Source organism: Mixta sp. Marseille-Q2659 (genome assembly GCF_940807255.1).
GTDB lineage: Bacteria > Pseudomonadota > Gammaproteobacteria > Enterobacterales > Enterobacteriaceae > Mixta.
In genome coordinates this window covers 95,168-119,037 of sequence record NZ_CALNWY010000012.1, presented here as the reverse complement: position 1 = coordinate 119,037, position 23,870 = coordinate 95,168, and the positions used below count along the sequence as shown (strand labels likewise).

At 52.1% G+C, this 23,870-nt stretch carries 20 protein-coding genes and 2 pseudogenes; 16 read left to right on the top strand and 6 right to left on the bottom strand.

The features are described 5' to 3' along the window. The first annotated feature begins 226 nt into the window (after nt 1-226). The 7 genes from P3C52_RS11015 to P3C52_RS10985 all read left to right on the top strand — a co-directional run bounded on the left by P3C52_RS11015 (nt 227) and on the right by P3C52_RS10985 (nt 8,284). Complete coding sequence (locus P3C52_RS11015) at nt 227-1,021, top strand: helix-turn-helix domain-containing protein (RefSeq protein ID WP_275555040.1); 795 nt, start codon at nt 227-229, stop codon at nt 1,019-1,021. A gap of 612 nt (nt 1,022-1,633) precedes the next feature. Further along, complete coding sequence (locus tag P3C52_RS11010; RefSeq protein ID WP_275555039.1) at nt 1,634-1,993, top strand: hypothetical protein; 360 nt, start codon at nt 1,634-1,636, stop codon at nt 1,991-1,993. Between the two features lie 138 nt (nt 1,994-2,131). Beyond that, a complete protein-coding gene (locus P3C52_RS11005) occupies nt 2,132-2,689 on the top strand; it encodes a recombinase family protein (protein ID WP_275555038.1) in 558 nt (185 codons plus the stop codon). Nucleotides 2,690-3,700: 1,011 nt separating this feature from the next. Next, nucleotides 3,701-3,985, top strand: coding sequence for a hypothetical protein (locus P3C52_RS11000; RefSeq protein ID WP_275555037.1), 285 nt, complete (start codon nt 3,701-3,703; stop codon nt 3,983-3,985). Continuing rightward, entirely contained in the window at nt 3,985-4,830 is an 846-nt protein-coding gene (locus P3C52_RS10995; RefSeq protein ID WP_275555036.1) for a hypothetical protein, read from the top strand. The genes P3C52_RS11000 and P3C52_RS10995 overlap by 1 nt, the downstream gene beginning before the upstream one ends. A gap of 303 nt (nt 4,831-5,133) precedes the next feature. Next, the gene (locus P3C52_RS10990) at nt 5,134-7,353 is read left to right on the top strand and encodes a tape measure protein (RefSeq protein ID WP_275555035.1); all 2,220 of its coding nucleotides are present in this window, start codon (nt 5,134-5,136) and stop codon (nt 7,351-7,353) included. A gap of 352 nt (nt 7,354-7,705) precedes the next feature. Further along, nucleotides 7,706-8,284 (top strand): GNAT family N-acetyltransferase, encoded by a 579-nt coding sequence (locus P3C52_RS10985; RefSeq protein ID WP_275555034.1) that lies wholly within the window; start codon nt 7,706-7,708, stop codon nt 8,282-8,284. 101 nt (nt 8,285-8,385) lie between these two features. Here P3C52_RS10985 and P3C52_RS10980 read toward each other — a convergent pair whose 3' ends face one another. From P3C52_RS10980 to P3C52_RS10970, 3 genes and pseudogenes are all read right to left on the bottom strand, one after another. Then, nucleotides 8,386-10,005: a recombinase family protein gene (locus P3C52_RS10980; protein WP_275555033.1), complete on the bottom strand. Its 1,620-nt coding sequence runs from the start codon at nt 10,003-10,005 to the stop codon at nt 8,386-8,388. Between the two features lie 55 nt (nt 10,006-10,060). Next, a pseudogene (locus P3C52_RS10975) lies at nt 10,061-10,546 on the bottom strand (DUF72 domain-containing protein); the annotation flags it as partial. Between the two features lie 208 nt (nt 10,547-10,754). Beyond that, nucleotides 10,755-11,318, bottom strand: coding sequence for a hydrolase (locus P3C52_RS10970; protein ID WP_275555032.1), 564 nt, complete (start codon nt 11,316-11,318; stop codon nt 10,755-10,757). Nucleotides 11,319-11,632: 314 nt separating this feature from the next. On the opposite strand from P3C52_RS10970, the gene aspS reads away from it, so the two are divergent. From aspS to ruvB, 6 genes and pseudogenes are all read left to right on the top strand, one after another. Beyond that, complete coding sequence (gene aspS / locus P3C52_RS10965; protein WP_275555031.1) at nt 11,633-13,411, top strand: aspartate--tRNA ligase; 1,779 nt, start codon at nt 11,633-11,635, stop codon at nt 13,409-13,411. Nucleotide 13,412: 1 nt separating this feature from the next. Further along, nucleotides 13,413-13,847 carry a dihydroneopterin triphosphate diphosphatase gene (gene nudB / locus P3C52_RS10960; RefSeq protein WP_275555030.1) on the top strand — a complete coding sequence of 145 codons (435 nt, stop codon included), beginning with the start codon at nt 13,413-13,415 and terminating at the stop codon, nt 13,845-13,847. A 183-nt stretch (nt 13,848-14,030) separates the two neighbouring features. Continuing rightward, the gene (locus tag P3C52_RS10955) at nt 14,031-14,774 is read left to right on the top strand and encodes a YebC/PmpR family DNA-binding transcriptional regulator (RefSeq protein WP_275555029.1); all 744 of its coding nucleotides are present in this window, start codon (nt 14,031-14,033) and stop codon (nt 14,772-14,774) included. A gap of 37 nt (nt 14,775-14,811) precedes the next feature. Then, nucleotides 14,812-15,329 (top strand): annotated as a pseudogene (gene ruvC, locus P3C52_RS10950) (crossover junction endodeoxyribonuclease RuvC). 85 nt (nt 15,330-15,414) lie between these two features. Continuing rightward, a complete protein-coding gene (gene ruvA, locus P3C52_RS10945) occupies nt 15,415-16,029 on the top strand; it encodes a Holliday junction branch migration protein RuvA (RefSeq protein WP_275555028.1) in 615 nt (204 codons plus the stop codon). An 8-nt stretch (nt 16,030-16,037) separates the two neighbouring features. Continuing rightward, nucleotides 16,038-17,042, top strand: a complete 1,005-nt coding sequence (gene ruvB / locus P3C52_RS10940; protein WP_275555027.1) for a Holliday junction branch migration DNA helicase RuvB — start codon at nt 16,038-16,040, stop codon at nt 17,040-17,042. Between the two features lie 300 nt (nt 17,043-17,342). Here the strand turns inward: ruvB and znuB are convergent, their stop codons facing one another. Together znuB and znuC are read right to left on the bottom strand one after the other, a co-directional pair. Further along, entirely contained in the window at nt 17,343-18,128 is a 786-nt protein-coding gene (gene znuB, locus P3C52_RS10935) for a zinc ABC transporter permease subunit ZnuB (protein WP_275555026.1), read from the bottom strand. After that, nucleotides 18,128-18,880 carry a zinc ABC transporter ATP-binding protein ZnuC gene (gene znuC / locus P3C52_RS10930; RefSeq protein WP_275555025.1) on the bottom strand — a complete coding sequence of 251 codons (753 nt, stop codon included), beginning with the start codon at nt 18,878-18,880 and terminating at the stop codon, nt 18,128-18,130. Before znuC ends, znuB begins: the two co-directional genes overlap by 1 nt. Before the next feature lie 77 nt (nt 18,881-18,957). On the opposite strand from znuC, the gene znuA reads away from it, so the two are divergent. From znuA to lpxM, 3 genes are all read left to right on the top strand, one after another. Beyond that, on the top strand, nt 18,958-19,884 hold the full coding sequence (znuA, locus tag P3C52_RS10925; protein WP_275555024.1) for a zinc ABC transporter substrate-binding protein ZnuA: 927 nt from the start codon (nt 18,958-18,960) through the stop codon (nt 19,882-19,884). 13 nt (nt 19,885-19,897) lie between these two features. After that, complete coding sequence (gene mepM / locus P3C52_RS10920) at nt 19,898-21,217, top strand: murein DD-endopeptidase MepM (RefSeq protein ID WP_275555023.1); 1,320 nt, start codon at nt 19,898-19,900, stop codon at nt 21,215-21,217. A gap of 183 nt (nt 21,218-21,400) precedes the next feature. Continuing rightward, nucleotides 21,401-22,375: a lauroyl-Kdo(2)-lipid IV(A) myristoyltransferase gene (gene lpxM, locus P3C52_RS10915; protein WP_275555022.1), complete on the top strand. Its 975-nt coding sequence runs from the start codon at nt 21,401-21,403 to the stop codon at nt 22,373-22,375. 208 nt (nt 22,376-22,583) lie between these two features. Here lpxM and P3C52_RS10910 read toward each other — a convergent pair whose 3' ends face one another. Then, a complete protein-coding gene (locus P3C52_RS10910; protein WP_275555021.1) occupies nt 22,584-23,816 on the bottom strand; it encodes an MFS transporter in 1,233 nt (410 codons plus the stop codon). Nucleotides 23,817-23,870 lie beyond the last annotated feature (54 nt).

Here is a 23,870-nt window from a genome sequence, read left to right as displayed (position 1 = left end):
CATGTATGAATACCTCTCGAACAAACTCTTCAATGTCACCTGACAGATTACTTTGATTGTCCCTGCAAGTTGATGCGGGTCGTAAAACCATTGTTAGCTCTCATACATGGCTAACGGTTTCTCGTAGGGACAATTCTTTTTAACAAGGTGACATTGAAGAGTTTTTTATTGTCCGTTTGACAGTAGCTCTACTATCCCGCAACCAACTATCACAATTGAGGTTTTAATGTATGAAGCATCAAATCATCAACCACGTACTTTCGTAAAAGCCTATCACGATATATTGTCTGATCCGCGATTCAATCTGAATGATAAAATGGTTTACCTGACACTTCTTAGTTATCAGGAAGCAGGCGTCCAAGTTTTCCCTTCAAACGCAAAGATTGCTGAATCCCTCGGTGTATCTGAATCCTCTGTCAAAAGATCAACATCTGCTCTTGAGAAGGCTGGATTCATCTCGAAGAATCGCAGGTTTAACAAAACCAATCTCGTGACTGTCAATAAGTGGACAGGTCAAAATGACCCATCAATCAGGTCAAATTGCACCGTCCAGACAGGTCAAATTGCACCATCCAGACAGGTCAAAATGACCTCCTATAAGAATAGAGATAATAATAAGAATAAGATCAGTTTAGAAGAAGAAGGTCAAAGGCAAAACCAGGACGCTTCGCTATCACAGGTAAACATGGGATTGAATGAGACCAGAATCCATTGTGATAAGAGCGTTAGCGATCTTAATCTTGATGAAGGAATCTCTGAAGAGAACTCTTTAAATAGAGAAGAACTGGTGACAAAGACATACGCCAGTATGCCTCTCGCCCCTGCTCAAGATGACTTCGATGATGAAGACGATCTCATTGATGATGATGATGAGCCGTATTCTACTCCAATAGGTCTGGACGATGACCCTAAAACACGCTTCCGTGATTTATTCCTCAGCAGCCCGAACAGGGTCACTGCTCTGAAGAAACCAAAGCGTTTCAGCAAATCTAATTCTTATATGAGTAATCCCAATTACTAAGCAGGAATTAACACGATGAACCTCTCGTGATGGCAGTAACGAACACGTCCAACTTGTTGACCTGTCAGAAACACACAGTAAGTTCATAGCTTAAACATCATACTGAACAGAATTTCTATGGCTCTGTTCAGTAATTTACAATAAGGAACACAACACAATGAACATCACCCCTGAACAGTCAGATCTTTTCACCCGACTACGTGACCACTCCCATAACAAGGAACAGCTTATTACCCGTATCCTTCAGCTAAAGCTCTCTGGACACACACACGCAGAGATCGCCAGTCAGCTTGGCTATTCAAAGATCTATATCGATAAACTTCACAGTGAAGCTAAGAGGGAGTTCGATAGACAGCAATGTTCGTGACTATCCTTGACACCGTACTACCCCCTCTTTATCGGTTCATCCATGACCTCTACAGCCACCCTGTGACATTTCCAATCCTGATCCTCTTATGGCTGTTCACCACCACCAATAAGAAGAAGAATTCAGGTTAACTTATTGATCTGTAAAGACATTTTTTAGTGTGTCTGAGCCTCCAGATACACAGATCCTCTCGTCGGTATTACCCGTCTATTTTTCCATCAAAAAAACCAAAAGGTACTCCCTTAATGACACAGACCAATCCTACTGTGACCACAGACACAGACACACCCGCAGACCAGGATCAGTCATTCGCTTATCGGTTTCTTGAAGCAATTCTCCGCAAAGACGACGTTACACTTCGTAGCTTTGGCGTAGACGACAAGACCACTGCTCAGATTGACCTTAAAACTCAAATCGACGTAGCCCAAAAACTGTTAGCCAGTGACAACAACAGCAGACGCGCTATGTCTAAACGCTTACTTGCAGCAAAGGCAGGACTACCCACCAAGATCCAACCCGTGACCACAACTGAACAGAATGCTGATGAAGTAAAGGCAACTTTTCACAGATCCGTGCCTAAAGCTAAGCTAAAAGCTGTCAAGTAATCTGGTCTCAAAACCATCTCCTTTTAAGACCTCTCAAAAATCCGCTAAAAGACCTGTTCTCATTGTCTCAAAAGATTGTTTTCAGGTTATAAGACAGGTATAGTTATGAGACTAACTTTTAAGACAAGGATCATCACTATGTCAGTTATTGGTTACTGTCGTGTCTCCACAAATGACCAGACAATCACTAACCAACAACAGCAGATCGCTGAATCTGGATACCAGGTCACTAAATGGTTTACTGACAATGCTGTCAGCGGTGCTGTGAAGGCTTCAGAGCGTCAGGGCTTCAGTGACATGCTGAACTATGTTCGTGAAGGTGACACACTGGTCTGTGTCGCTATTGACCGTCTTGGACGAAACACGATAGACGTTCTCCAGACAGTTGAACTCTTACAGTCGAAAGGCGTTAAGGTTATCAGTCTGAGAGAGGGTTTCGACCTCAGTACCCCCGTTGGCAAAGCCATGCTGACGATGATGGCAGGTCTTGCATCACTGGAAAAGGATCTGATAGCAGAGCGCAGGGCAGCAGGTATCAAGCGTGCTAAGTCTGAAGGGGTTCATTGTGGCAGACCTCGGAAAGCTACGTCTGAACAGGTTACTCAGATGATTAACGCTGGTATGTCACCACGTGAAATCATGTCCCAGCTACAGATAAGCAAAGCCTCTTTCTACCGACTCAAACAAGGTAGCTGACAGAGGCTATGTCTGGGTAGACCCCTTGCAAAATCGGTGCATGGGGGGAATCACCAGCATCTTTATATATCCCCTCAGATATTTTATTTCCTTTTGCAAGGGTATGCCCCGTTCTGTATGAAACGTCTAAGTGCATATTCGTCTAAGCCACAGATATTTTCACCCACCAGCCACAGTGACCAGAACCAGACAGGTCACTATTTTTTAGAAGAAAGAGAGAAAAACACAATGCCAACTCAGCACTATGCAGACGCCAGAGAGACCGCTCGTCTTAATGCTATTCTCCGAGAACAAGACAGACAGCGTGAGATAAAGAGACAAAGGTCACAGAAGGCATTAAAAGCTCTGGCAGATAGTTTCAGAAAGCCACCTGCTGATCCGAACAACTTCTACTGCAACTCCGACGGTTACAGTGTAAACACCTACAGCTTGCCTATCTCCCTTTGTTAGTATGGTGACCAGATGAAGAGAGGAAAGGTCTTCCCTACACAGCAAGGAAGGGTGCTGTGATGCTAAAGAACGATCTGATCCCACCAGCCAGACCACGTTTAATCCATCAGAAAACGTTAAAATAATGTTGACAAAGTGTTACAATACTGTTAACATTTAACTATGGGATGTGAACTCTCATGACTCATCCACTCTGCTGTACACATAGTGCGGTGTTGACTTCACCGCCTATCCTCGGATGACCCCCTATCGCAAAGCCCGTTTGAAAATCCTGTAGCGTATCTTGCCGTCCACTCCAGCGGTATCAAGCGCAGGTGCAAAGTCCACTCCTCCGTCTACCTGAGCGGGAATCCGGTTAAGAGTGGGCTTTGCGATATTTGGTCATAAGTATCAATCCTGATGTATTTCTTCAGTCTCAATAATTAGCGCCTTCCTGATGATCGGGTTGGCGTATTTTTATATCTATAGGTTCCCGCTAATGATTTCCGCTCTATTAACTACCGTTTTTGTTATCGCTGTTTGTCGCATTGAAACTTATTACCGTGATGAGGTCACTAAATAATGGATCAGATTATTCAATTCACGCCCAGTGGCTTCGTTATCGACTTTGAAACAATTCAGTTCGCTACTGTCATGCATTATTTCTATGGCAACCCTGAACTTATCCTCTCTTCTTTTGTTGACACTATTCATTCTGCTGGCTTCAGCTTAGAAGAATCACAGAAAGAAGCTGATCGCTTATACCTCCAAGTCCGAAACACACTCGACAAGATTATTGACCGTTACAGAAAGATGCCGATCCCGTCCAGCAGCAGCGTCCACCACACCATGAGAGAGATTCAATAATGAACGTTCGTAAAATGACCTATGAAGAGTCCCTGCAAGAAGCCGAAAGACAGAAACTCCTTGCACAGCTTGCACATAAGCCCACGCCAGTCGGCACCAACGCTTTCCGATCCGATTTTGACCCAGCCACAGGGCGTTATAAGCTCGTCCCAGTTACATCCAATGATGTAGACGAAGAATATATGCAGCGTATAGATCTGGAAGCTCAACAGGAATCTGCCCGTATTCAGGTTAATGAGGAGAAGGCCTCTTTATCCGCGCAGTTAGACTTTGATGCTCTGTTTCCTTCTGAAAAAAGAAAGCGAATCGAGGAGTACTGGACGCCAATTATCCTCAAACTTGACAAGGAACACGCTGAAGCATGTGACCGTGTGACCGAATTCGAAGAGCAAGAAACAACTTTCCGCGCTAAGCTACAGGCTGAATACGTTTACCAACTCAAACACCCCGACATTCTCAAGAAAATCTGTCGTGGTGACTACCACTTCAACGAAATGCTGAAGAATGGTCATCTTGTAGTTGAAGGTTATAAATTGGTTGAGCGTCGTTCAAATGGTGGTGGTATTAGGATTATCGGTGATGAAATTGCACCAGCACAGGGTAGCTTCACCCTGGTATACATTCCTAATGATGTACCTAATCTGCTCTCCTACGCTAATAGCGATCTTGCCTTGGAATACTCCAAAGCGGAGTACGATCGCCAGCTACAGCGTCTTATCGAGAAGCGTAAAGAAATCGCCCGACGACTTACAGACGCCAAGAAACGAGCAAGAGAGCAGTTACAGGCTATCCCAACATTCGAACAATTAATTAGTGATGTTGTTAAACGTTCTACCCGAAAATAATTCTCCAGAAGGCTCACGTATCCCACGTGGGCTTTTTTTATATATGAGGAAAAAATCTCTAATGGTTCATCTCTTCAAACCTGGCAACAAATATGCTGTTGGTCACGGTAGGCCACCGAAGCATACATATATCAAAGCTATTGAATCTGGTGATTGTTCTGATATTCCAGACGGGGCACTGAAGGCAATTGCACAGAGTGACCGAAAACTACTCAAGTTCTATGGCATTCCACATAAACAAATCTCAGAACCGGTAAAGCTTATCGCTGCTGGTTACCTACATCTCAGAGGCGAAACACATGAATGAGCCAAGTAACAATTGATGAATTTATCATCCAGCTTACTCTAACAGAAAATGTCACCAAGAGCCTTCAGAAGCTTGAACGTCAAATCCTTCCAGCAGCTAACCGTATAGAGAAACGTCTTGATCGTGTGTTCTCAAAAGACCGATCAAAGATGATGAACTCTACATTCAAGAATATCGAACGTAGAGCAAATGAGACATCGCGCAATATCCACAGGTCACTCTCACGTGCTTTCGCTATCGGTAACGCTGGCTCTGGACTGTTCAACCGCTATGAATCAGAAGGTAGACGTGCCACCGATCGTGTCAGGGAAATGATCCGCAACGCATATCGGATCGATCCTCGTTTAGTCTCACCTCTCCCTGTTCCCCGTCCACGTGGTGCTAATGCCCGACAGCGTATCAGTGACCTTGCTGATCGCCAGAGAACAAGCGCTATGTATGGAAACCTCCAGCTACGTGACCAGGCAGCAGCACAGCGCTATAACTCCCGCTTACAGATTCTACAGATGCAGCACACAGCGTCTAATGACCTCGCAGGCTTCAGGACATCTCTGAGACATCTTAACTACGAGTTCAGCCAACTATCACGAGCAGCCTCACAGCAACGCGCTCAGCAGCGTCTTAACGCTATTTCTCAGCGTAACATGGTCTCTGGTATAGACAACCTCTCCACACCGCTCACAGGGCTTATAGGGGGGTTCTTTGCACTCTCTAAAGCAATGGAATTCTTTCGTGATAGCATCGAAGAGGGCGCTAAACGTCAACAGGCTGCAACGATGGCAACAGTAGCCTATGGCACACAGGCAGAAGCTACACGGATGACCCTTAAAGCAGACGAGGTCTCGAATAACTACGGCCTGGACACTGTGACCACACGACAGCAGATGGCTCAGATGCGTATGACCATGCCTAAGTCTTTCAGCAACGATCAGATCGCTAAGTTGTTCGAAAACGAGTCTGTTTTTGCCCATACAACAGGTATGAACGCTGATGCTGTCGGACGTCTTAACTATGCTATGCAACAGATCGCAGCAAGCCCTAAGCTGAATGGTCAGGACTGGCTACAGGTTGTTAACGCTGCACCTGCACTTGTTAACAAAATGGTAGCAGCGTTTAACGTGAAAGACGCCAAAGCCCTGAAAGACAAGATGAAGACTATGGCAGGTTCAGACATCGTTACAGTAATGCTGAAAGCCCTTGAACCGACACCTGAACAGGTCAAGATGGCTCAGCATAATATCCTTGCTGCTCAGGGGCGTCTGAGTAACAGTCAGAAAGGGGCTATGGAAAAGTTCTTCAAGGGATTTGAGAAACCGTTATCACGCTTCTACGATACTCTTGGCGAATCCATCAATAACAGTGGCGGTCTTATCGAACGTGGCGGTGTAGCTGTTGGCTGGTTCATCGACAGACTGACAGACATTGTAGAGACGCTTGATACAGTCAGCATGAACATCGACGGTTACCTTGGGCTATTTGGGGAAAAGTGGAGCAGTTTCGTTAACAAGCTCTCTCCAGATACACAGAAAGCGTTAAAAGGTCTTGGTGACATCTTTAACACCTGGTTCGACTGGTTGATTGCTATCGCTGCTGTGAAACTGGCTGTTGGTGGAGCCTCTAAGCTCGGTAGGATCGCTGGTATCACCCGTGATGGTTCTGCTGCTGCTGGTTCTGCTGCTGGTGGTTCAACTGTGATGTCTGCTGCCGGTAGAACGTTCGGTATTGCTGCTGCCATTGTGATGGGCGTTGAACTTGGCAACTTGGTTTTTGACCAATGGCTTCCAGCGTTTCAACAATTCGCACATAAACAGTGGGGATGGGGCGGTAAAGATGGAACAGAGACCACTTACAATGGTAACGTTATCAAAGACAGCCCGATTGACAAAGCTCTGAACTGGCTCAGATCCGAGGCTTCAGAGATCGCTAAGAACTGGCATCAGACAAAGAATGCGCCTCTGTTACCGCAGTTCTCATCACCAACAGCAGCTTACCTTCAGAAGCCAATTCAGGTGAATGTCAATATTCCCGACTCTAAGGTTGAATTTGGCCCAGTTGAGCTACGGATGCCTGACGGATCAGTCCAGCGTATCGCTGTCGATGCCATCCAGCAACAGCATGAGTTCCAGATGATGTCTGCTCAGGGTCTTCAGGGGGGCTGGCAGAGTCCTGGTAATAATGCTGGATTCACTCCAAGCTCACTGATGAGATCAAACTAATTTGATCGTATCTAAAGGCCGCGTAACTTATCGTATCGGATAACGTAAGTTAGCGGCTAACTACTAATGTTCCGGTGCGGCAATCGATTGACGAGATCGTCAGTAATAGAGTAATATTACGCCAAGCTAATATCGAATGCACACGAACCAAAACTGAGGAGGTACATGTGGCGATTACAAGCAGTATGTTTGGCCGTACTATCCTGACAGGTAAAGACGCCGAACAGATGCTCAAGCAGATGAGCAATTCTAAACCTAACGAGAACGCTAAACGCTCGTTACAGGAAGCTCGTGCTTTACGTTCTAAGATGTCTAAACGCGGATAATCATTAAAGGGCAGGTTGTTAGCAAAATGGATAATGCAGTACAACCTGACCTTCGAATAATGCCTTTAAACCAATTCCATAATCATAAGCGTTTTAAAAGCGGTGATATACAATTTCAGCCGTTGAAGACGTTTCTTCAGCAAGATGCTCTTTTGTTCCAAGATGGATGCATTGCACAAACGTACGTTGTCATAGATGATAATGAGCGTGCAGACAAGGAAGCCAACTCCGAATCCTTTGCTTATAAAATAAAAGGTTATATCACACTTACCTGTAGCCAAGTTAACCTGAAAGAATATGACTTGGGCGACTGTGCGCGTGCAGAAAGATATGAGTTTCTTCCAGCCGTCAAGATTGCACGTTTAGCTGTTGATGCAAATAGCCGTGGATTAAAAATTGGCTCTATGCTTTTTGGCTTTGCGCTATCAATGTCCTTGGATGATGTCCGTCCTATGGTAGGTTGTCGTTTCTTGATAACTGATGCCAAAAGAAACGCTATAGGCTTCTATCAAAAGCAGGGTATGGAACTGCTTGATACAGAAGAAAATCAACAGGCTGAACATCCTATTATGTTTATAGACCTTTTTACCCTGCTTTCAGATTAATTGCTCGTTGGACTGCTCCAACGGTTTTAAGGTCTACAGTTCATTTCTCGGTACGATGAAACCACAATGTGGCCAAATCCAAGGCATAACGCTTTCCCTAATTAATAGCTGTTGTCCGACTCTCTTACCCAATCGGGAGCCTCTTCCAGCATCACGTGACGCGGTTTTATATCATATCCCTCGAAATCAAAGCCATAATCACCAATCACAGGGAGTATCTCCATCCACATTGCACCATCAACAACTTTGTCTAACGGATAGTTATCAAAACACAGACCATTGTGAAGATCTATCCTGCATACCTTTTTCCCAGTATCCACAAAGATGCTTTTTACCAAACGCTTTATGATTATCTGGGCTTCGATACGATCCTTTTTCACAGACAGATTCAGATGGCTTATTGTCTCCATCTTGCTTGATTGTTCTCGTTGATGTTGATCAGAGATCTTCTTTTCAGCTTCCTTAATCTGTCTGTTCAGTCCACGCACCTCGTTAGCTATCAGATCTGTATCGTCGGTCATCATAGCCAGCCGTATAAGCCTCTCCCGCTGCTTCTGAAGCGTTTCAAGCTCAGACTGAAGCTGACCTATTACACCAGCGTTATCACCGCTCAGAGTGAGTCTGTGTGTGTTATACAGCAGTCCCTGAACCAATGCTCTGTCGGTCTGTAAACGTGATATACCTCTTGCATTACAACGTCCCTCCTGTCTCATCGAACAGCGATAGTTACCTGGTCTCTTTTCAGTAACTCCGCTAACTATCATGACAAAGCCACACTTAGCACAGCGCATAACGCCCTTGAACAGATTCGTCAGCAAGGGCTTATCAGACGAAGGTTTACGTCCAGTACCACCAGCTTTAAGTTGCTGGACAGCGTAGAACTGCTCTTCCGTGATAACTTTTGGGTAATAGTTCGGTATCTCTTCAACGCCTTTTACGACCATCGACCTTGAAGGCACCTTATAGCCTATCACCGCTCTGTTGCTAAGGAGTTCGGTTACTGCCGATTGTGACCAGCCACCTTTGATGGGTTTGTATTGATTCAGGGTAGCGAAACCTTCACTGTTCATCTGTCTGGCTATCTTAACGTGTGACAGACCTTCAAGACGAAGCTGAAACACACGCTGAACCGCTTTGATGTTCTCAGGTATCTGTTCAAAGCTCTGACCATCTTCAGAGACCCTGAGCCATGCTACGCAGCGTCTCGACATAATCTTCCCTGTCGATGCAGCCTGTGACCTTTTAGAAGCCCATGCAGCCCTGACACGCTCAGCCTTTATACGTGATTCTTCGTGCGCTCTTTCCATTACCAACAGCGCTTTGATCATAGATAGTGAGTCTTTAAGGCTGTCTCTGGTATACCATTCGTTATCCACCAGCGTGACCACTTCTACACCTGCTCTGAGTATCTTTCTGAGTTGTTCACCTGCTGCATCGATGTCTTGTCTCGACACACGGTCTAAGCTTTCCACCAGCAGCACAGTCCCAGCTTCGATATACCCCGACTCAACAGCAGCAAGGAACTCACCGAAAGCACCAGACCTGGCATTAGCACCAGAGTAACCACTGATCCCCAGGTCCTGGAACCTCATAGTCTGGTCAAGTTCATACTCTGGATTTCTTTTGAGCCAATCACTGATGTACTTAGACTGGCGTCTTGTACTGTCACCAACTGACTGACCCTTTGTAGAAAATCTCACATAGGATATTGCTTTAGGCATGTGACCACCTCTGAACACTCAACTGAAAAGGAGTGTATCATAAGGCAGGTCTTATCAGGATCACGCGGTTTACGCCGCGTTGATGTAGACCACGATTGAGCGCGCGCTCTGCCTCGCCTTTGGCGAAGAACGCCGGATGACGCACCTCAACGCCGTAGCGAAATACGCCGGGCAGACGATCAAGAAACGCCCACAGCGTCGTCAGGGAATCGGGGCCGAAGGCGGCGGGCAGCTGCAGCCAGTATTGCCCGATGCGCGCGCTGAGCGGATCCAGCGTGCGGAAAAATTCATCGACCAGATCGTCGCAGTCACGCAGCGCCGCCTGATGGCTGATGCTGGCGGGAAATTTAAAGCAGAAGCGAAAATCGTCGCTGGTCATCGCCTGCCAGCGCAGCACCACTTCAGCTCTGGGCAGCGCATACAGCGTGGTATTGCCTTCCACGCAGTTAAAGTAGCGTGCATAATCGGCCAGCGTTTCCAGGCCATAGCGTTTCCAGTGCGGATGTTGCCACTGCGGCAAACCGAGACGAAATGTCATGATACTCCCGTAGCGGACAAGGCCGGGTTAATCAATCCGGCTCAGCGCTGGCCGATGAGGCTGGCGCTGAGCGTTTAGATGGCATACGCGCGGAACGGAAATGATTTCCGCCGTCCGCATCGAGCCACCATTTGATAAGCAGCCTTATACGCGGTTAATCGCCACGTCATTAAGGCCGAGTGGCGCCTTAACCGCTGCGATGGCCCTCCGGTTAGAGCGCGGCGATAATCTCATCGGTACGACGAACTTTCGCAATGCGCGGGAAAATCCACTGCAGACTGCTGTTGTGCTGCTCGGTACTGCCCGCGCTGCAAATATCCTCGGCAATCACCAGATTGAAGCCCAGCTCCCAGGCGTTACGCGCGGTAGATTCTACGCCAATATTGGTGGAAATACCGCCCAGCACAATGGTATCAATGCCGCGACGGCGCAGTTGCAACTCCAGATCGGTGCCGTAAAAGGCGCCCCACTGATGCTTCACCACCTCAATATCGTTCGCCTCGACGCCCAGCGCGGTGGGATAATCCCACCAGTTATCTGGCAGCGCGCCATGCCCCAGCGGCGCATCCACTTCCTGCTTAGGCGCATCGCCAAAATCGGGCGCCCAGCCTACGCGCACCAGCACCACCGGCGCGTTCGCGGCGCGGAATTTGGCAGCCAGCTTTGCGGCGCCCTCGACCACCTGCTGAGCGCTGTGCGGCCCGCCGGCAAAAGGAAGAATACCTTCCTGCAAATCGATTAAAACCAGAGCGGTTGCTGTGGGATTGAGTTTCATCTTCTTCTCCGCAAATTAATAAAACCGTTAGACTACGTGAGTCACCCGCCAGCGGGCGAGCGGAAAAATGTCGTTAATCCATGAATTTTGTGAATTTATATGTGCATGGCGCTAACATTAGTGCGAACCGGGTAACAAATGCGCGCGCTTTGCCCTCTGCGCGCCGTTCCCCCTTATCGTGCCTCGCTTTTTACATTATAATGCCTGCCTTTTTGCGGCAGCGTCTGCCTGACGGTTATCCGCCGGATGACCTGACTCCAAGACGACACACCAGCGCTGCCCATGCGCAGCGGCGAAGTTAAAAGGATAGCGTTATGCGTACAGAATATTGCGGACAGATCAATCTGTCTCATGTTGGTCAGCAAGTGACTCTCTGCGGTTGGGTTAACCGCCGCCGCGATCTCGGTAGCCTGATCTTTATCGATATGCGCGACCGTGAAGGCATTGTGCAGGTCTTTTTCGATCCAGACCGTCAGGAAGCGTTCAAGCTGGCCTCCGAGCTGCGTAACGAGTTCTGCATTCAGATTACCGGCGTGGTGCGCGCCCGTGACGAACGCAACAAAAACCCCGATATGGCCACCGGTGAAGTGGAAGTGTTCGCTACCGAACTGACCATTATCAACCGCGCTGAACCGCTGCCGCTGGATTTCAACCAGGTCAACACCGAAGAAGCGCGTCTGAAATACCGCTATCTTGACCTGCGTCGCCCGGAAATGGCGCAGCGCCTGAAAGCGCGCGCCAAAATTACCAGCTTCGTGCGCCGCTTTATGGATGATAACGGCTTCCTCGATATCGAAACGCCGATGCTGACCAAGGCGACGCCGGAAGGCGCGCGCGATTATCTGGTGCCGAGCCGCGTACATAAAGGCAAGTTTTACGCGCTGCCGCAGTCGCCGCAGCTGTTCAAACAGCTGCTGATGATGTCTGGCTTCGATCGCTACTACCAGATCGTAAAATGCTTCCGTGACGAAGACCTGCGCGCCGATCGCCAGCCTGAATTTACCCAGATCGATGTGGAAACCTCCTTTATGACCGCGCCGCAGGTGCGGGAAGTGATGGAGCGCATGGTGCGTCAGCTGTGGCAGGAAGTGAAAGGCGTCGATCTCGGCGAGTTCCCGCAGATGACCTTTGCCGAAGCGATGCGCCGTTTTGGTTCCGATAAGCCGGATCTGCGTAACCCGATGGAGCTGGTGGATGTCGCCGATCTGGTGAAAGAGGTCGAGTTTAAAGTCTTCTCTGGCCCGGCCAACGATGCCAAAGGCCGCGTGGCGGCGCTGCGCGTACCGGGCGGGGCGCAGCTCAGCCGTAAACAGATCGACGAATACGGTAAATTTATTGAGATTTACGGCGCGAAAGGGCTGGCTTACATCAAAGTTAACCAGCGCGCGCAGGGCCTGGAAGGCATTCAAAGCCCGGTGGCCAAGTTCCTTAATGCGGAAATTGTGGAAGCGATTCTGGAACGTACCGGCGCACAGGATGGCGATATGGTGTTCTTCGGCGCCGATAAAGCGGGCGTGGTAGCCGATGCGATGGGCGCGCTGCGTCTGAAGCTGGGCCGCGATCTGAACATTACCGATACGAGCGCCTGGAAACCGCTATGGGTGATCGACTTCCCGATGTTTGAAGACAACGGTGAAGGCGGCCTGAGCGCAATGCACCATCCGTTCACCGCGCCACGCGATATGACGCCGGAACAGCTGAAAAACGCGCCGGAAACCGCTATTGCGAACGCCTACGATATGGTGATCAATGGCTACGAAGTGGGCGGCGGATCGGTGCGTATTCACAACGGCCAGATGCAGCAAACGGTGTTCGGCATTCTGGGCATCAATGAAACCGAGCAGCGCGAGAAGTTCGGCTTCCTGCTGGATGCGCTGAAGTTCGGTACGCCGCCGCACGCAGGCCTGGCCTTTGGTCTGGACCGTCTGGTGATGCTGCTGACCGGCACCGATAACATTCGTGATGTTATCGCGTTCCCGAAAACTACCGCCGCCGCCTGTCTGATGACCGAAGCGCCAAGCTTCGCCAATCCGGCATCGCTGGAAGAGCTGGGCATCCAGGTGGTAAAAAAGGAAAAGCCAGAGAGCCTGTAAGATGACCTTTAAGCAGCCCGTTTCGGTACTGGTAGTAATTTATGCACAGGATACCGGACGGGTGCTGATGTTACAGCGCCGCGATGATCCCGAGTTCTGGCAGTCGGTCACCGGCAGCCTGGAGGCGGGAGAGACGCCCTTTGATGCGGCGCGGCGCGAAGTGTGGGAAGAGCTGGCGATCGATGTGACGGCCGAAGGGCTGATGCTTGACGATTGCCGGCGGCAGATTGAGTTCGAAATCTTCCCGCACTTTCGTCATCGCTATGCGCCGCACGTCACGCACAATAGGGAACACTGGTTCCGGCTGGCGCTGCCCGGCGAACGCAGCATTATGTTAAGCGAACATCTGGCCTGGCAATGGCTGGATGTCGCCGAGGCTGCCCGCCTCACCAAGTCCTGGAGTAATCGCCAGGCAATTGAAGAATTCGTCGGCTAACCGCTGCCGACAGCAGCGCAGCGCACTGTAAGGTGCATTGCTGTTTATAGCGAGCGCGCTGAAGCCGTCAGTCAGTGTGGACTGATACCAAATCAACAGCGTCAGACATCAGGTGCGTGATCTCCCTGCGGGGAAGCGGGCCTGATGGCGTCTGACCGGTGTCAAACTGGAGAGAGCAGAGTTATGGCAGGTCATAGTAAATGGGCCAACACCAAACACCGCAAAGCGGCACAGGATGCCAAGCGCGGTAAGATTTTTACCAAAATTATTCGCGAGCTGGTCACGGCGGCGAAGCTGGGCGGCGGCGATCCCGCGTCCAACCCGCGCCTGCGTGCGGCCATGGATAAAGCGCTGTCCAATAACATGACACGTGACACCATGGATCGCGCTATTGCACGCGGCGTCGGCGGCGACGATAACAGCAACATGGAAACCATCATTTATGAAGGTTACGGTCCTGGCGGCACCGCGGTAATGGTGGAATGCCTGAGCGACAACCGTAACCGTACCGTTTCCGAAGTGCGTCACGCCTTTACCAAATGCGGCGGCAACCTCGGCACCGACGGTTCCGTCGCCTATCTGTTCACCAAAAAAGGCGTTATTTCCTATGCGCCGGGCCTGGATGAAGATACGGTGATGGACGCGGCGCTGGAAGCAGGCGCGGACGACGTGGTGACTTACGACGACGGCGCGATTGACGTCTTTACGCCGTGGGAAACCTTCGGCGCGGTGAAAGATGCGCTGGATGCGGCCGGATTGAAAGCGGAAAACGCTGAAGTGACCATGATCCCGTCTACCAAAGCGGATATGGACATGGAAACGGCGCCGAAACTGATGCGTCTTATCGATATGCTGGAAGACTGCGACGACGTGCAGGAAGTCTACCATAACGGTGAGATGTCCGATGAGGTGGCGGCGACCCTGTAATGGTCGTTCTCCCTCTAAAACCTGACGGAGCGGCCTGATGGCGATTATTCTGGGCATTGACCCTGGTTCACGTATTACCGGCTATGGCGTGATCCGTCAGGTGGGAAGGCAGTTAACCTATTTGGGCAGCGGCTGTATTCGTACCGGCGTTGACGATCTACCGTCCCGCCTGAAGCTGATTTACGCGGGCGTCACGGAAATCATTACCCAGTTCCAGCCCGACTATTTCGCCATTGAACAGGTTTTTATGGCGAAAAACGCCGACTCGGCGCTGAAGCTGGGCCAGCGGCGCGGCGATTGTCGCGGCGGTGAATCAGGATCTGCCGGTATTTGAGTACGCGGCGCGCCAGGTGAAGCAGACCGTGGTTGGCATCGGCAGCGCGGAAAAAAGCCGTGCAGCATATGGTGCGCACGCTGCTGAAGCTGGCGGCCAATCCGCAGGCTGACGCCGCCGATGCGCTGGCTATCGCCATTACCCACTGTCATGTGAGTCAGAATGCCAACCGCCTGAGCGATACGCGTCTGACTCTGACGCGCGGCAGGTTGCGTTCGTAAGTCATTATCAGGCTGGATATTCATCCAGCCTTTTTTATGTTATAACTCTGACACTTTCTCTCCCCCTGAATCAAAGGAAGCTACTGTGATAGGTCGTCTGCGAGGCATTATTCTGGAAAAACAGCCGCCGCTGGTATTAATCGAAGCGAACGGCGTGGGCTACGACGTCCACATGCCTATGACCTGCTTCTATGAGCTGCCCGAACTCAATCAGGAAGCCATCATTTTTACCCAGTTTATCGTGCGTGAAGATGCGCAGCTGCTGTATGGCTTTACCAGCAAGCAGGAGCGGGCGCTGTTTCGCGAGCTGATTAAAGTTAATGGCGTTGGGCCAAAGCTGGCGCTGGCGATCCTCTCCGGTATGTCGGCGCAGCAGTTCGTGACCGCCGTCGAGCGCGAAGAAGTCGCGACGCTGGTGAAGCTGCCTGGCGTCGGCAAGAAAACCGCCGAGCGTCTGGTGGTGGAAATGAAAGACCGCTTTAAAGGCATGCATGGCGACCTGTTCGGCGGCGACGCCACCTTTACGTTGACCAGCGAAAATGCGCCGGTTGACAGCAACGATGCCGAAGCCGAAGCGGTTGCCGCGCTGGTGGCGTTGGGGTATAAACCGCAGGAAGCCAGCCGGATGGTCAGCAAAGTGGGCCGCCCGGATGCTGATTGTGAAACCCTGATCCGTGAAGCGCTGCGTGCTGCGCTCTGAGGTAAACCATGATTGAAGCCGATCGCCTGGTGTCAGCCGGCAATGTCAGCGAAGAAGAAATTATCGATCGCGCGATTCGTCCGCGTCTGCTGGAAGAATATGTCGGCCAGCCTCAGGTGCGCGAACAGATGGAAATCTTTATCAAGGCGGCCAAAATGCGCGGCGACGCGCTGGATCACCTGCTAATTTTCGGCCCGCCGGGGCTGGGTAAAACCACGCTGGCGAATATCGTCGCCAATGAGATGGGCGTTAATCTGCGCACCACTTCCGGCCCGGTGCTGGAAAAAGCGGGCGACCTGGCGGCGATGCTGACCAATCTTGAGCCGCACGACGTGCTGTTTATTGATGAAATCCATCGCCTGTCGCCGGTGGTGGAAGAGGTGCTGTATCCGGCGATGGAAGATTATCAGCTGGATATTATGATCGGCGAAGGCCCGGCGGCGCGCTCGATTAAGCTCGATCTGCCGCCGTTTACTCTGATTGGCGCCACCACGCGCGCGGGCTCGCTCACTTCGCCGCTGCGCGACCGTTTCGGCATTGTGCAGCGCCTGGAGTTCTATCAGGTTAAGGATTTGCAGCATATCGTTGGCCGCAGCGCCGCCTGTCTCGGCCTTGACCTGAGTGCGGAAGGGGCGCTGGAAGTGGCGCGCCGCGCGCGCGGTACGCCGCGTATCGCTAACCGCCTGCTACGCCGCGTGCGCGATTTTGCCGAAGTACGCGCCGAAGGCGTAATGGATGGCGAAGTGGCGGCGAAGGCGCTCGATATGCTGAATGTCGATCATGAAGGCTTCGACTATATGGACCGTAAGCTGTTGCTGGCGATTATCGATAAGTTTACCGGCGGGCCGGTAGGGCTGGATAACCTGGCGGCGGCGATTGGCGAAGAGCGCGAAACAATTGAAGATGTGCTGGAACCCTATCTGATTCAGCAAGGCTTTATCCAGCGCACGCCGCGCGGACGTATCGCGACGCAGCACGCCTATAAGCATTTCGGTATTACCCGCGACGTTTAAATAACAGCTTCCAACCCTGGAACCTGAAAAGGCCATTGCCGTGACGTATAAACACCAGCAGCGTTGATGTTAAACAGATGACAAAGCCTGCGGTAAAAGTAAACAGGCGACATCTGAAGCTAAGGTGAGAGAGGTCCCGGCAAGGAGTAAAGCGTCACGCGCCATGGAGGGCGCGGGCCGAGCCTGCCATGGATGTCGGCCTTTGCGTCTTTACGGAAGGCCGGGACCTCTCTCGCAGACACCTTGTTAACAATCTCACGCCAGCATCTGCTGGCGTTTTTAATGATACAGAAGTGAGGCTTACACCGGCGCTTTTTTCATCAGGCTGAAAATAAACAGCAGCGCCGCGCACAGCACCACCGAGGGGCCAGCTGGCGTGTCGTAAACTGCCGAAAAGCTCAGGCCGCCGGTCACGGCGATAATGCCGACGCCAACCGCGGTTAATGCCATCTGCTCCGGCGAACGGGCAAAGCGGCGCGCGGCAGCGGCAGGGATCACCAGCAGGGACGTAATAATCAGCGCGCCGACAAACTTCATCGCCACACCGATAGTCAGCGCGGTAATCAGCATCAACAGCATTCGCGTACGCGCAATGTTTACGCCGTCTACCTGCGCCAGCTCCGGGCTGATCGTCATCGATAACAACGGACGCCATTGCCAGGCCAGCGTTGCCAGCACCAGCGCTACGCCGCCGCCGATAATCACGAGATCTTCCGGCGTCACCGCCAGCAGATCGCCAAACAGATAAGCCATCAGATCGACGCGCACGTTGGACATCAGGCTGACGACGACCAGCCCCAGCGACAATGCGCTGTGCGCCATAATCCCCAACAGCGTATCAATGCCCAAATGAGGGCGGCGTTCCAGCCAGACCAGGCCCAGCGCCAGCAGCAGCGTTACCGCAATCACCGCATAAAACGGATTCACATTCAGCAGCAGGCCGAACGCCACGCCCAGCAGCGAAGCGTGCGCCAGGGTATCGCCGAAATAGGACATGCGGCGCCAGACCACAAAGGAACCCAACGGGCCAGCCGCCAGCGCCAGCATAACGCCGCCCAGCCAGCCGGGAAGTAACAGCTCAATCATTATCGTTCTTGTCCCTTACGCAATACTATTCGTCCCTGCAAATCGTGACGATGGTTATGATGATGACGGTAAATTGCCAGCTGTTCCGCGCCGCGCGGGCCGAACATGGCAATAAATTCGGGGTGACGAGAGACCACTTCCGGCGTACCGGAGCAGCAGATATGGTGATTCAGACACAGCACTTCATCGGTTTTCGCCATCACCAGATGCAGATCGTGCGAAACCATTAATACCGCGCAGTTCAGCTCAAGACGCAGCTGATTAATCAGATCGTACAGCGCCACCTGGCCGTTAACGTCCACGCCTTGCGTAGGTTCGTCCAGCACCAGCAGACGCGGCTGGTTAAGCAGGGCACGTGCCAGCAGTACGCGCTGCGTTTCGCCGCCCGACAGTTTTTGCAGCGCGGCATGTTGAAGATGGCCTGCCTGCACGCGTTTCAGCGCCGGTAAAACGTCCGACTTACGCGTGCCGGGACGCAGCCGCAAAAAGCGTTCGACGGTAAGCGGCAATGTAGGATCAAGATGGAGTTTTTGTGGCACGTAGCCGATGCGCAGCGGGTTATCGCGCTTAAGTTGGCCGCTGTCAGGTTCGATCAGCCCCAGCACCACGCGAACTAAAGTCGATTTTCCGGCGCCGTTGGGGCCAAGCAACGTCAGAATCCGTCCTGGTTCCAGCGATAAAGAGATATTCGACAATACCTGACGCTGGCCAAAACTGACGGAGATATTTTCCAGACTAATCAGTGAGGTCATAGTTATTAATGCTTGCAGAAGTTATCGGATGTTATAATATCACAATCCATCACCCGCCCACGATGGATTGAAGCATTATGTTACAGAATAAAAAAGCGTTATTCCCCCTGTTATTCTCCCTTGGTTTTGCCGCTTCGCTTAGCGCTCCTGCCAGCGCTGCGGTTGTTGCATCGATCAAGCCGTTGGGCTTTATTGCTGCCGCCATCGCCGATGGCGTTACGCCGGTAGAAGTTTTGCTGCCGGATGGCGCTTCCGAACACGATTACGCGCTGCGTCCTTCCGACGTCAAACGCTTGCAGGGCGCGGATCTGGTGGTATGGGTTGGCCCTGAAATGGAAGCCTTTATCAGTAAAACCGCCAGCGCATTTCCTGCACAAAAAAATCTCGAACTGGCCAGTTTGCCAGCGGTGAAACCGCTACTCATTACCGGTGCCGAAGAGGAAGATGAGCATCATGATGAAGCGCATGAACATCACCATCATGGACAATATAATATGCACCTGTGGATGTCGCCGGAAATAGCGCGCCAATCTGCGGTTGCAATCCATCAGAAATTATTGGAACTTATGCCGCAGAGCAAAGACAAACTGGACGCGAACCTGGAGCAATTTGAGTCAGAATTGGCTACCAGTGATGCTCAAATCGCGCGTCAGCTGGCTCCGGTGAAAGGAAAAGGATATTTCGTTTTTCATGATGCTTATAGCTACTTTGAAAAGCACTACGGTCTCACGCCGCTTGGCCATTTTACCGTTAATCCTGAAATCCAACCGGGTGCGCAGCGTTTACATCAAATTCGAACACAGTTGGTTGAGCAAAAAGCGACCTGCGTTTTTGCTGAGCCACAATTCAGGCCGGCCGTAATCGATGCCGTTGCCAGAGGAACTCAGGTGCGTAAAGGTACGCTCGATCCGCTGGGAATGGGTATCAGCTTAGGAAAAGACAGTTATGTGAAATTCCTCTCACAGCTGTCGAGCCAGTATGAAAGCTGCCTGAAAGGAGCATGAGGAATCCCTAAAAGTGCAACAGATAGCCCGCTCTGTCGCCCTGGCGTTTAATAATCTGCCGCGACCCCACCGCGTTATGCTTGGGTCGCTGACCGTTGTTACTTTGGCCGTCGCTGTTTGGCGGCCTTTTGTTTACCATCCGGGCGAAACGACGCCCATCGTCAAAACCATTGAAATCGATAAAAACGAGCTGCGCACGCTGTTGCCTGAGGCCAGCGAGCCGCTCGATCAGCCCGCGCCTGAAGATGACCTGCCAACCGATGAAATCGATCAGGATGTGACGGCGGAAGCCGGCACGCATGACTATGTGGTTTCCAACGGCGATACGCTGAGCAGCGTGCTGAATCAGTACGGCATCGATATGGGCGAAATTAGTCAGCTGGTGAAGACGGATACCGATCTGCGCAATCTTAAGGTAGGGCAACAGCTATCCTGGACGCTGACCGACGACGGCCAGCTCCAGCGGTTGACCTGGGAAATCTCCCGCCGCGAAACCCGCACCTACGATCGCCTTGATAACGGCTTTAAAATGTCCAGCGAGCTGCAAAAAGGCGAGTGGACTAACCGGGTGTTATCCGGCGTCGTGAATGGCAGCTTCGTCAGCAGCGCTCAGCGCGCCGGCCTGAACAGCGGAGAAATCAATAGCGTGATTAAGGCGCTGCAGTGGCAGATGGATTTCCGCAAACTGCGCGCTGGCGATAAATTCAGCGTGCTGATGTCGCGTGAGGTACTGGACGGTAAGAATGAGCAGAGCCAGCTGTTAGGCGTGCGTCTGCGCACCGGCGGAAAAGATTACTATGCTATCCGCGCCGAAGACGGCAAGTTTTACGATCGCACCGGCTCCGGCCTGGCGCGCGGCTTTATGCGCTTCCCGACGGTGAAGCAGTATCGCGTCTCCTCCAACTTTAATCCGCGTCGTCTGAACCCGGTAACCGGCCGCATCGCGCCGCACAAAGGCGTCGATTTTGCCGTACCGACGGGAACGCCGATTCTGGCGGTTGGCGATGGCGAAGTGGTGCAGGCGAAACACAGCGCGGGCGCCGGTAACTACGTGGCTATTCGCCATGGCCGGCAGTACATGACACGCTATATGCACATGAAAAAGCTGCTGGTTAAACCGGGCGATAAAGTGAAACGCGGCGATCGTATCGGCCTTTCCGGCAGTACCGGACGCTCAACTGGCCCGCATCTGCACTATGAAATCTGGATCAACAACCAGGCGGTGAATCCGCTGACGGCGAAGCTGCCGCGCACTGAGGGGCTGACCGGTAAAGATCGTTCAGAGTTCCTGGCGCAGGTAAGAGAAGTGCTGCCGCAGCTGAAGCTGAACTAAGCGCCGTTTTTTGCGAAGCGGAGGCGTCCTTAAGCAGGGCGTCTCCGCTTTTTTGTCTGCTCTTCAGGCGCGTATCGCACAATTTCTCCGCTATTTATCCCCGGTTTAGGCCCAGTCAGCGGTAACCATTGCAAATTTACCTGCCCGCACTATCATTAGCCGGTTATTGATTGAGGCGAGTGCATGGAAACCAGCAAGAAAAACACCACAGAATTTATTCCCGTCTTTCAGAAATCCTTCCTGTTGCCAAAATACTGGGGTGCCTGGCTGGGTATCGGCGCGTTTGCTGGCATGGCGATGTTGCCTGCGGCAATACGCGATCCCCTTCTTGGGGCGGCGGGTCGTCTTGCTGGACGTTTTGCCAAAAGCGCGCGGCGTCGTGCGCAAATCAATCTGTTTTATTGCCTGCCGGAACTGTCGGAGGCGGAGCGCGAAACCATCATTGATGAAATGTTCGCTACCGCGCCGCAGTCGATGGTGATGATGGCCGAGCTGGCGCTGCGCAAGCCGGAGCATGTGCGTCAGCGCGTACGCTGGCATGGCCGGGAAATTATCGATGCTATGCAGGCGGAAAAGCAGAATGTCATTTTTCTGGTGCCGCACGGCTGGGCGGTGGATATTCCCGCGATGCTGCTGGCTTCGGAAGGGCAGATGATGGCGGCGATGTTCCATAATCAAAGCAATCAGCTGATCGATTATATCTGGAACCATGTGCGCCGCCGCTTCGGTGGTCGTATGCATGCGCGCAACGATGGCATCAAGCCTTTTATCAGCTCGGTGCGTCAGGGTTATTGGGGGTACTATCTTCCCGATCAGGATCACGGCGCGGAGCATAGCGAGTTTGTTGATTTCTTCGCGACCTATAAAGCTACGCTGCCAGCGGTGGGGCGACTAATGAAGGTGTGCCGCGCGCGCGTGGTACCGTTGTTTCCGGTCTACAATGCGCAGACGCACCAGCTGGATATTTATATTCGTCCGCCGATGGATGATTTGCTGGATGCCGACGATCGCACGCTAGCGCGCCGTATGAATGAAGAGGTGGAGATTTTTGTCCGCCCGCACCCGGAACAGTATACCTGGATCCTGAAGCTGCTGAAGACGCGGCGAGAAGGAGAGATCGAACCCTACAAGCGTAAAGAGCTGTTTCCCCGCAAATAGCGATCGGAATTGATATTAAAAAGCCGTAGTTTTGCTACGGCTGAGATATCTGCGCGAAAGGCCCCGGGCCTTCCGTAAAGACGCAAAGGTCCATGACAGGCTCGTCCCGCGCCACCTCTGGCGCGGGACGCTTTACTCCTTACCAGGACCTTTCTCGCTTCAGCTGTCGCCTGCTGCAGACTATGCCGCAGCAGGCGCTACGGCTTTTTCACATTGAGGCGACCGTGCTGCGTCGCTGGCGCTCGCGCAGAAAAGCAGTCACCAGCACCAGCCACAGCAGGCCGCTCGCCAGATTAATCAGGCTGAACCAGGCGCTGCCGCCGTGAAAATAGCCATACTTGGTCAGTTCGATGCCCAGAGCAAAAGCGATAATGCTGACCATGCCGAGCATCGCGGCAACGCTGCCTTTCCCCGCCGTGCTGGAAAAGAGCGTAAGCCGGTAAAGCCCGGCGTTGACCATACCGGCGCCGTAGGCGTAAAGACTCAGTCCGGCAGTTAGCCATAAATAGCTATGATGATCGAGCAGACTGGTTAAGGCCGCCAGCCCCAGACCGGCGAGAATCGGCCAGGCGCCAAAGCGCAGCGGGCCTTCAATCGGCACGCGGTTAGCCAGCTTGCCCAACGTCAAATTACCGGCAATCATCGCCAGGAAAACCGGCAGCTGTAGCAGGGCGTAATCCATGCGTGATAAACCTTCATCCTGAATCAGGATCACTGGCGACAGCGCCACCCAGGCCAGGATAGGAATAAATACCAGCCCGATCGCCAGCGAACCGCGCATAACCTGGCGGTCGCGCGCCAGCGCCAGATAGCTGCGTCCCAGATTGCTCAGGCTGACGGAAACATTGCGATCTCCGGCGGTTTCCGGCATCGCGCGCCACAGACCGGCCAGCGCCAGCGCGGCGAGGATGGCAAACAGCCAGAACATGGTGCGCCATTCGCCAACGGTCAGAAAGGCGGCGCCTGCCAGTGGGCCAGCCAGCGGTGCCAGCAGGGCGACGTTAGCCATTAGCGCCATAATGCGCACGCTGCGCGCTTCATCAAAAGCTTCCTGAATGGCAGCGTAGCCTACCGCACCAATAAAACAGAGGCTGACGCCCTGAAAAAAGCGCAGCGCGACAAACTGTTCAATAGATGAAATCCAGTGCGTTAATACACAGCAGATAATGAAAAACAGCACGCCCGACAGCATCACCGGGCGTCGGCCATATTTATCGGACAGCGGCCCCAGCAGCCATTGCAGCACAATGCCGCCGATCAGATAGGCGGTCAATGAGGTCGAAACCCATTCGGCCCCGACGTTAAACTCGCTGGTGACCAGCAGCATGCCGGGCTGGATCATGTCGTGCGCAATATAGGTGGCGAACTCAAACAGCACCAGCGAAAGGGGAAACAGTAAATGCCTTAAGGTCAGGCGGGAAACCGGGGTATATGCGGCCATGCAGGTATGCTCCAGAAATGTAAAAACGCGACCGCAAATGCGGCCGCGTCAGTA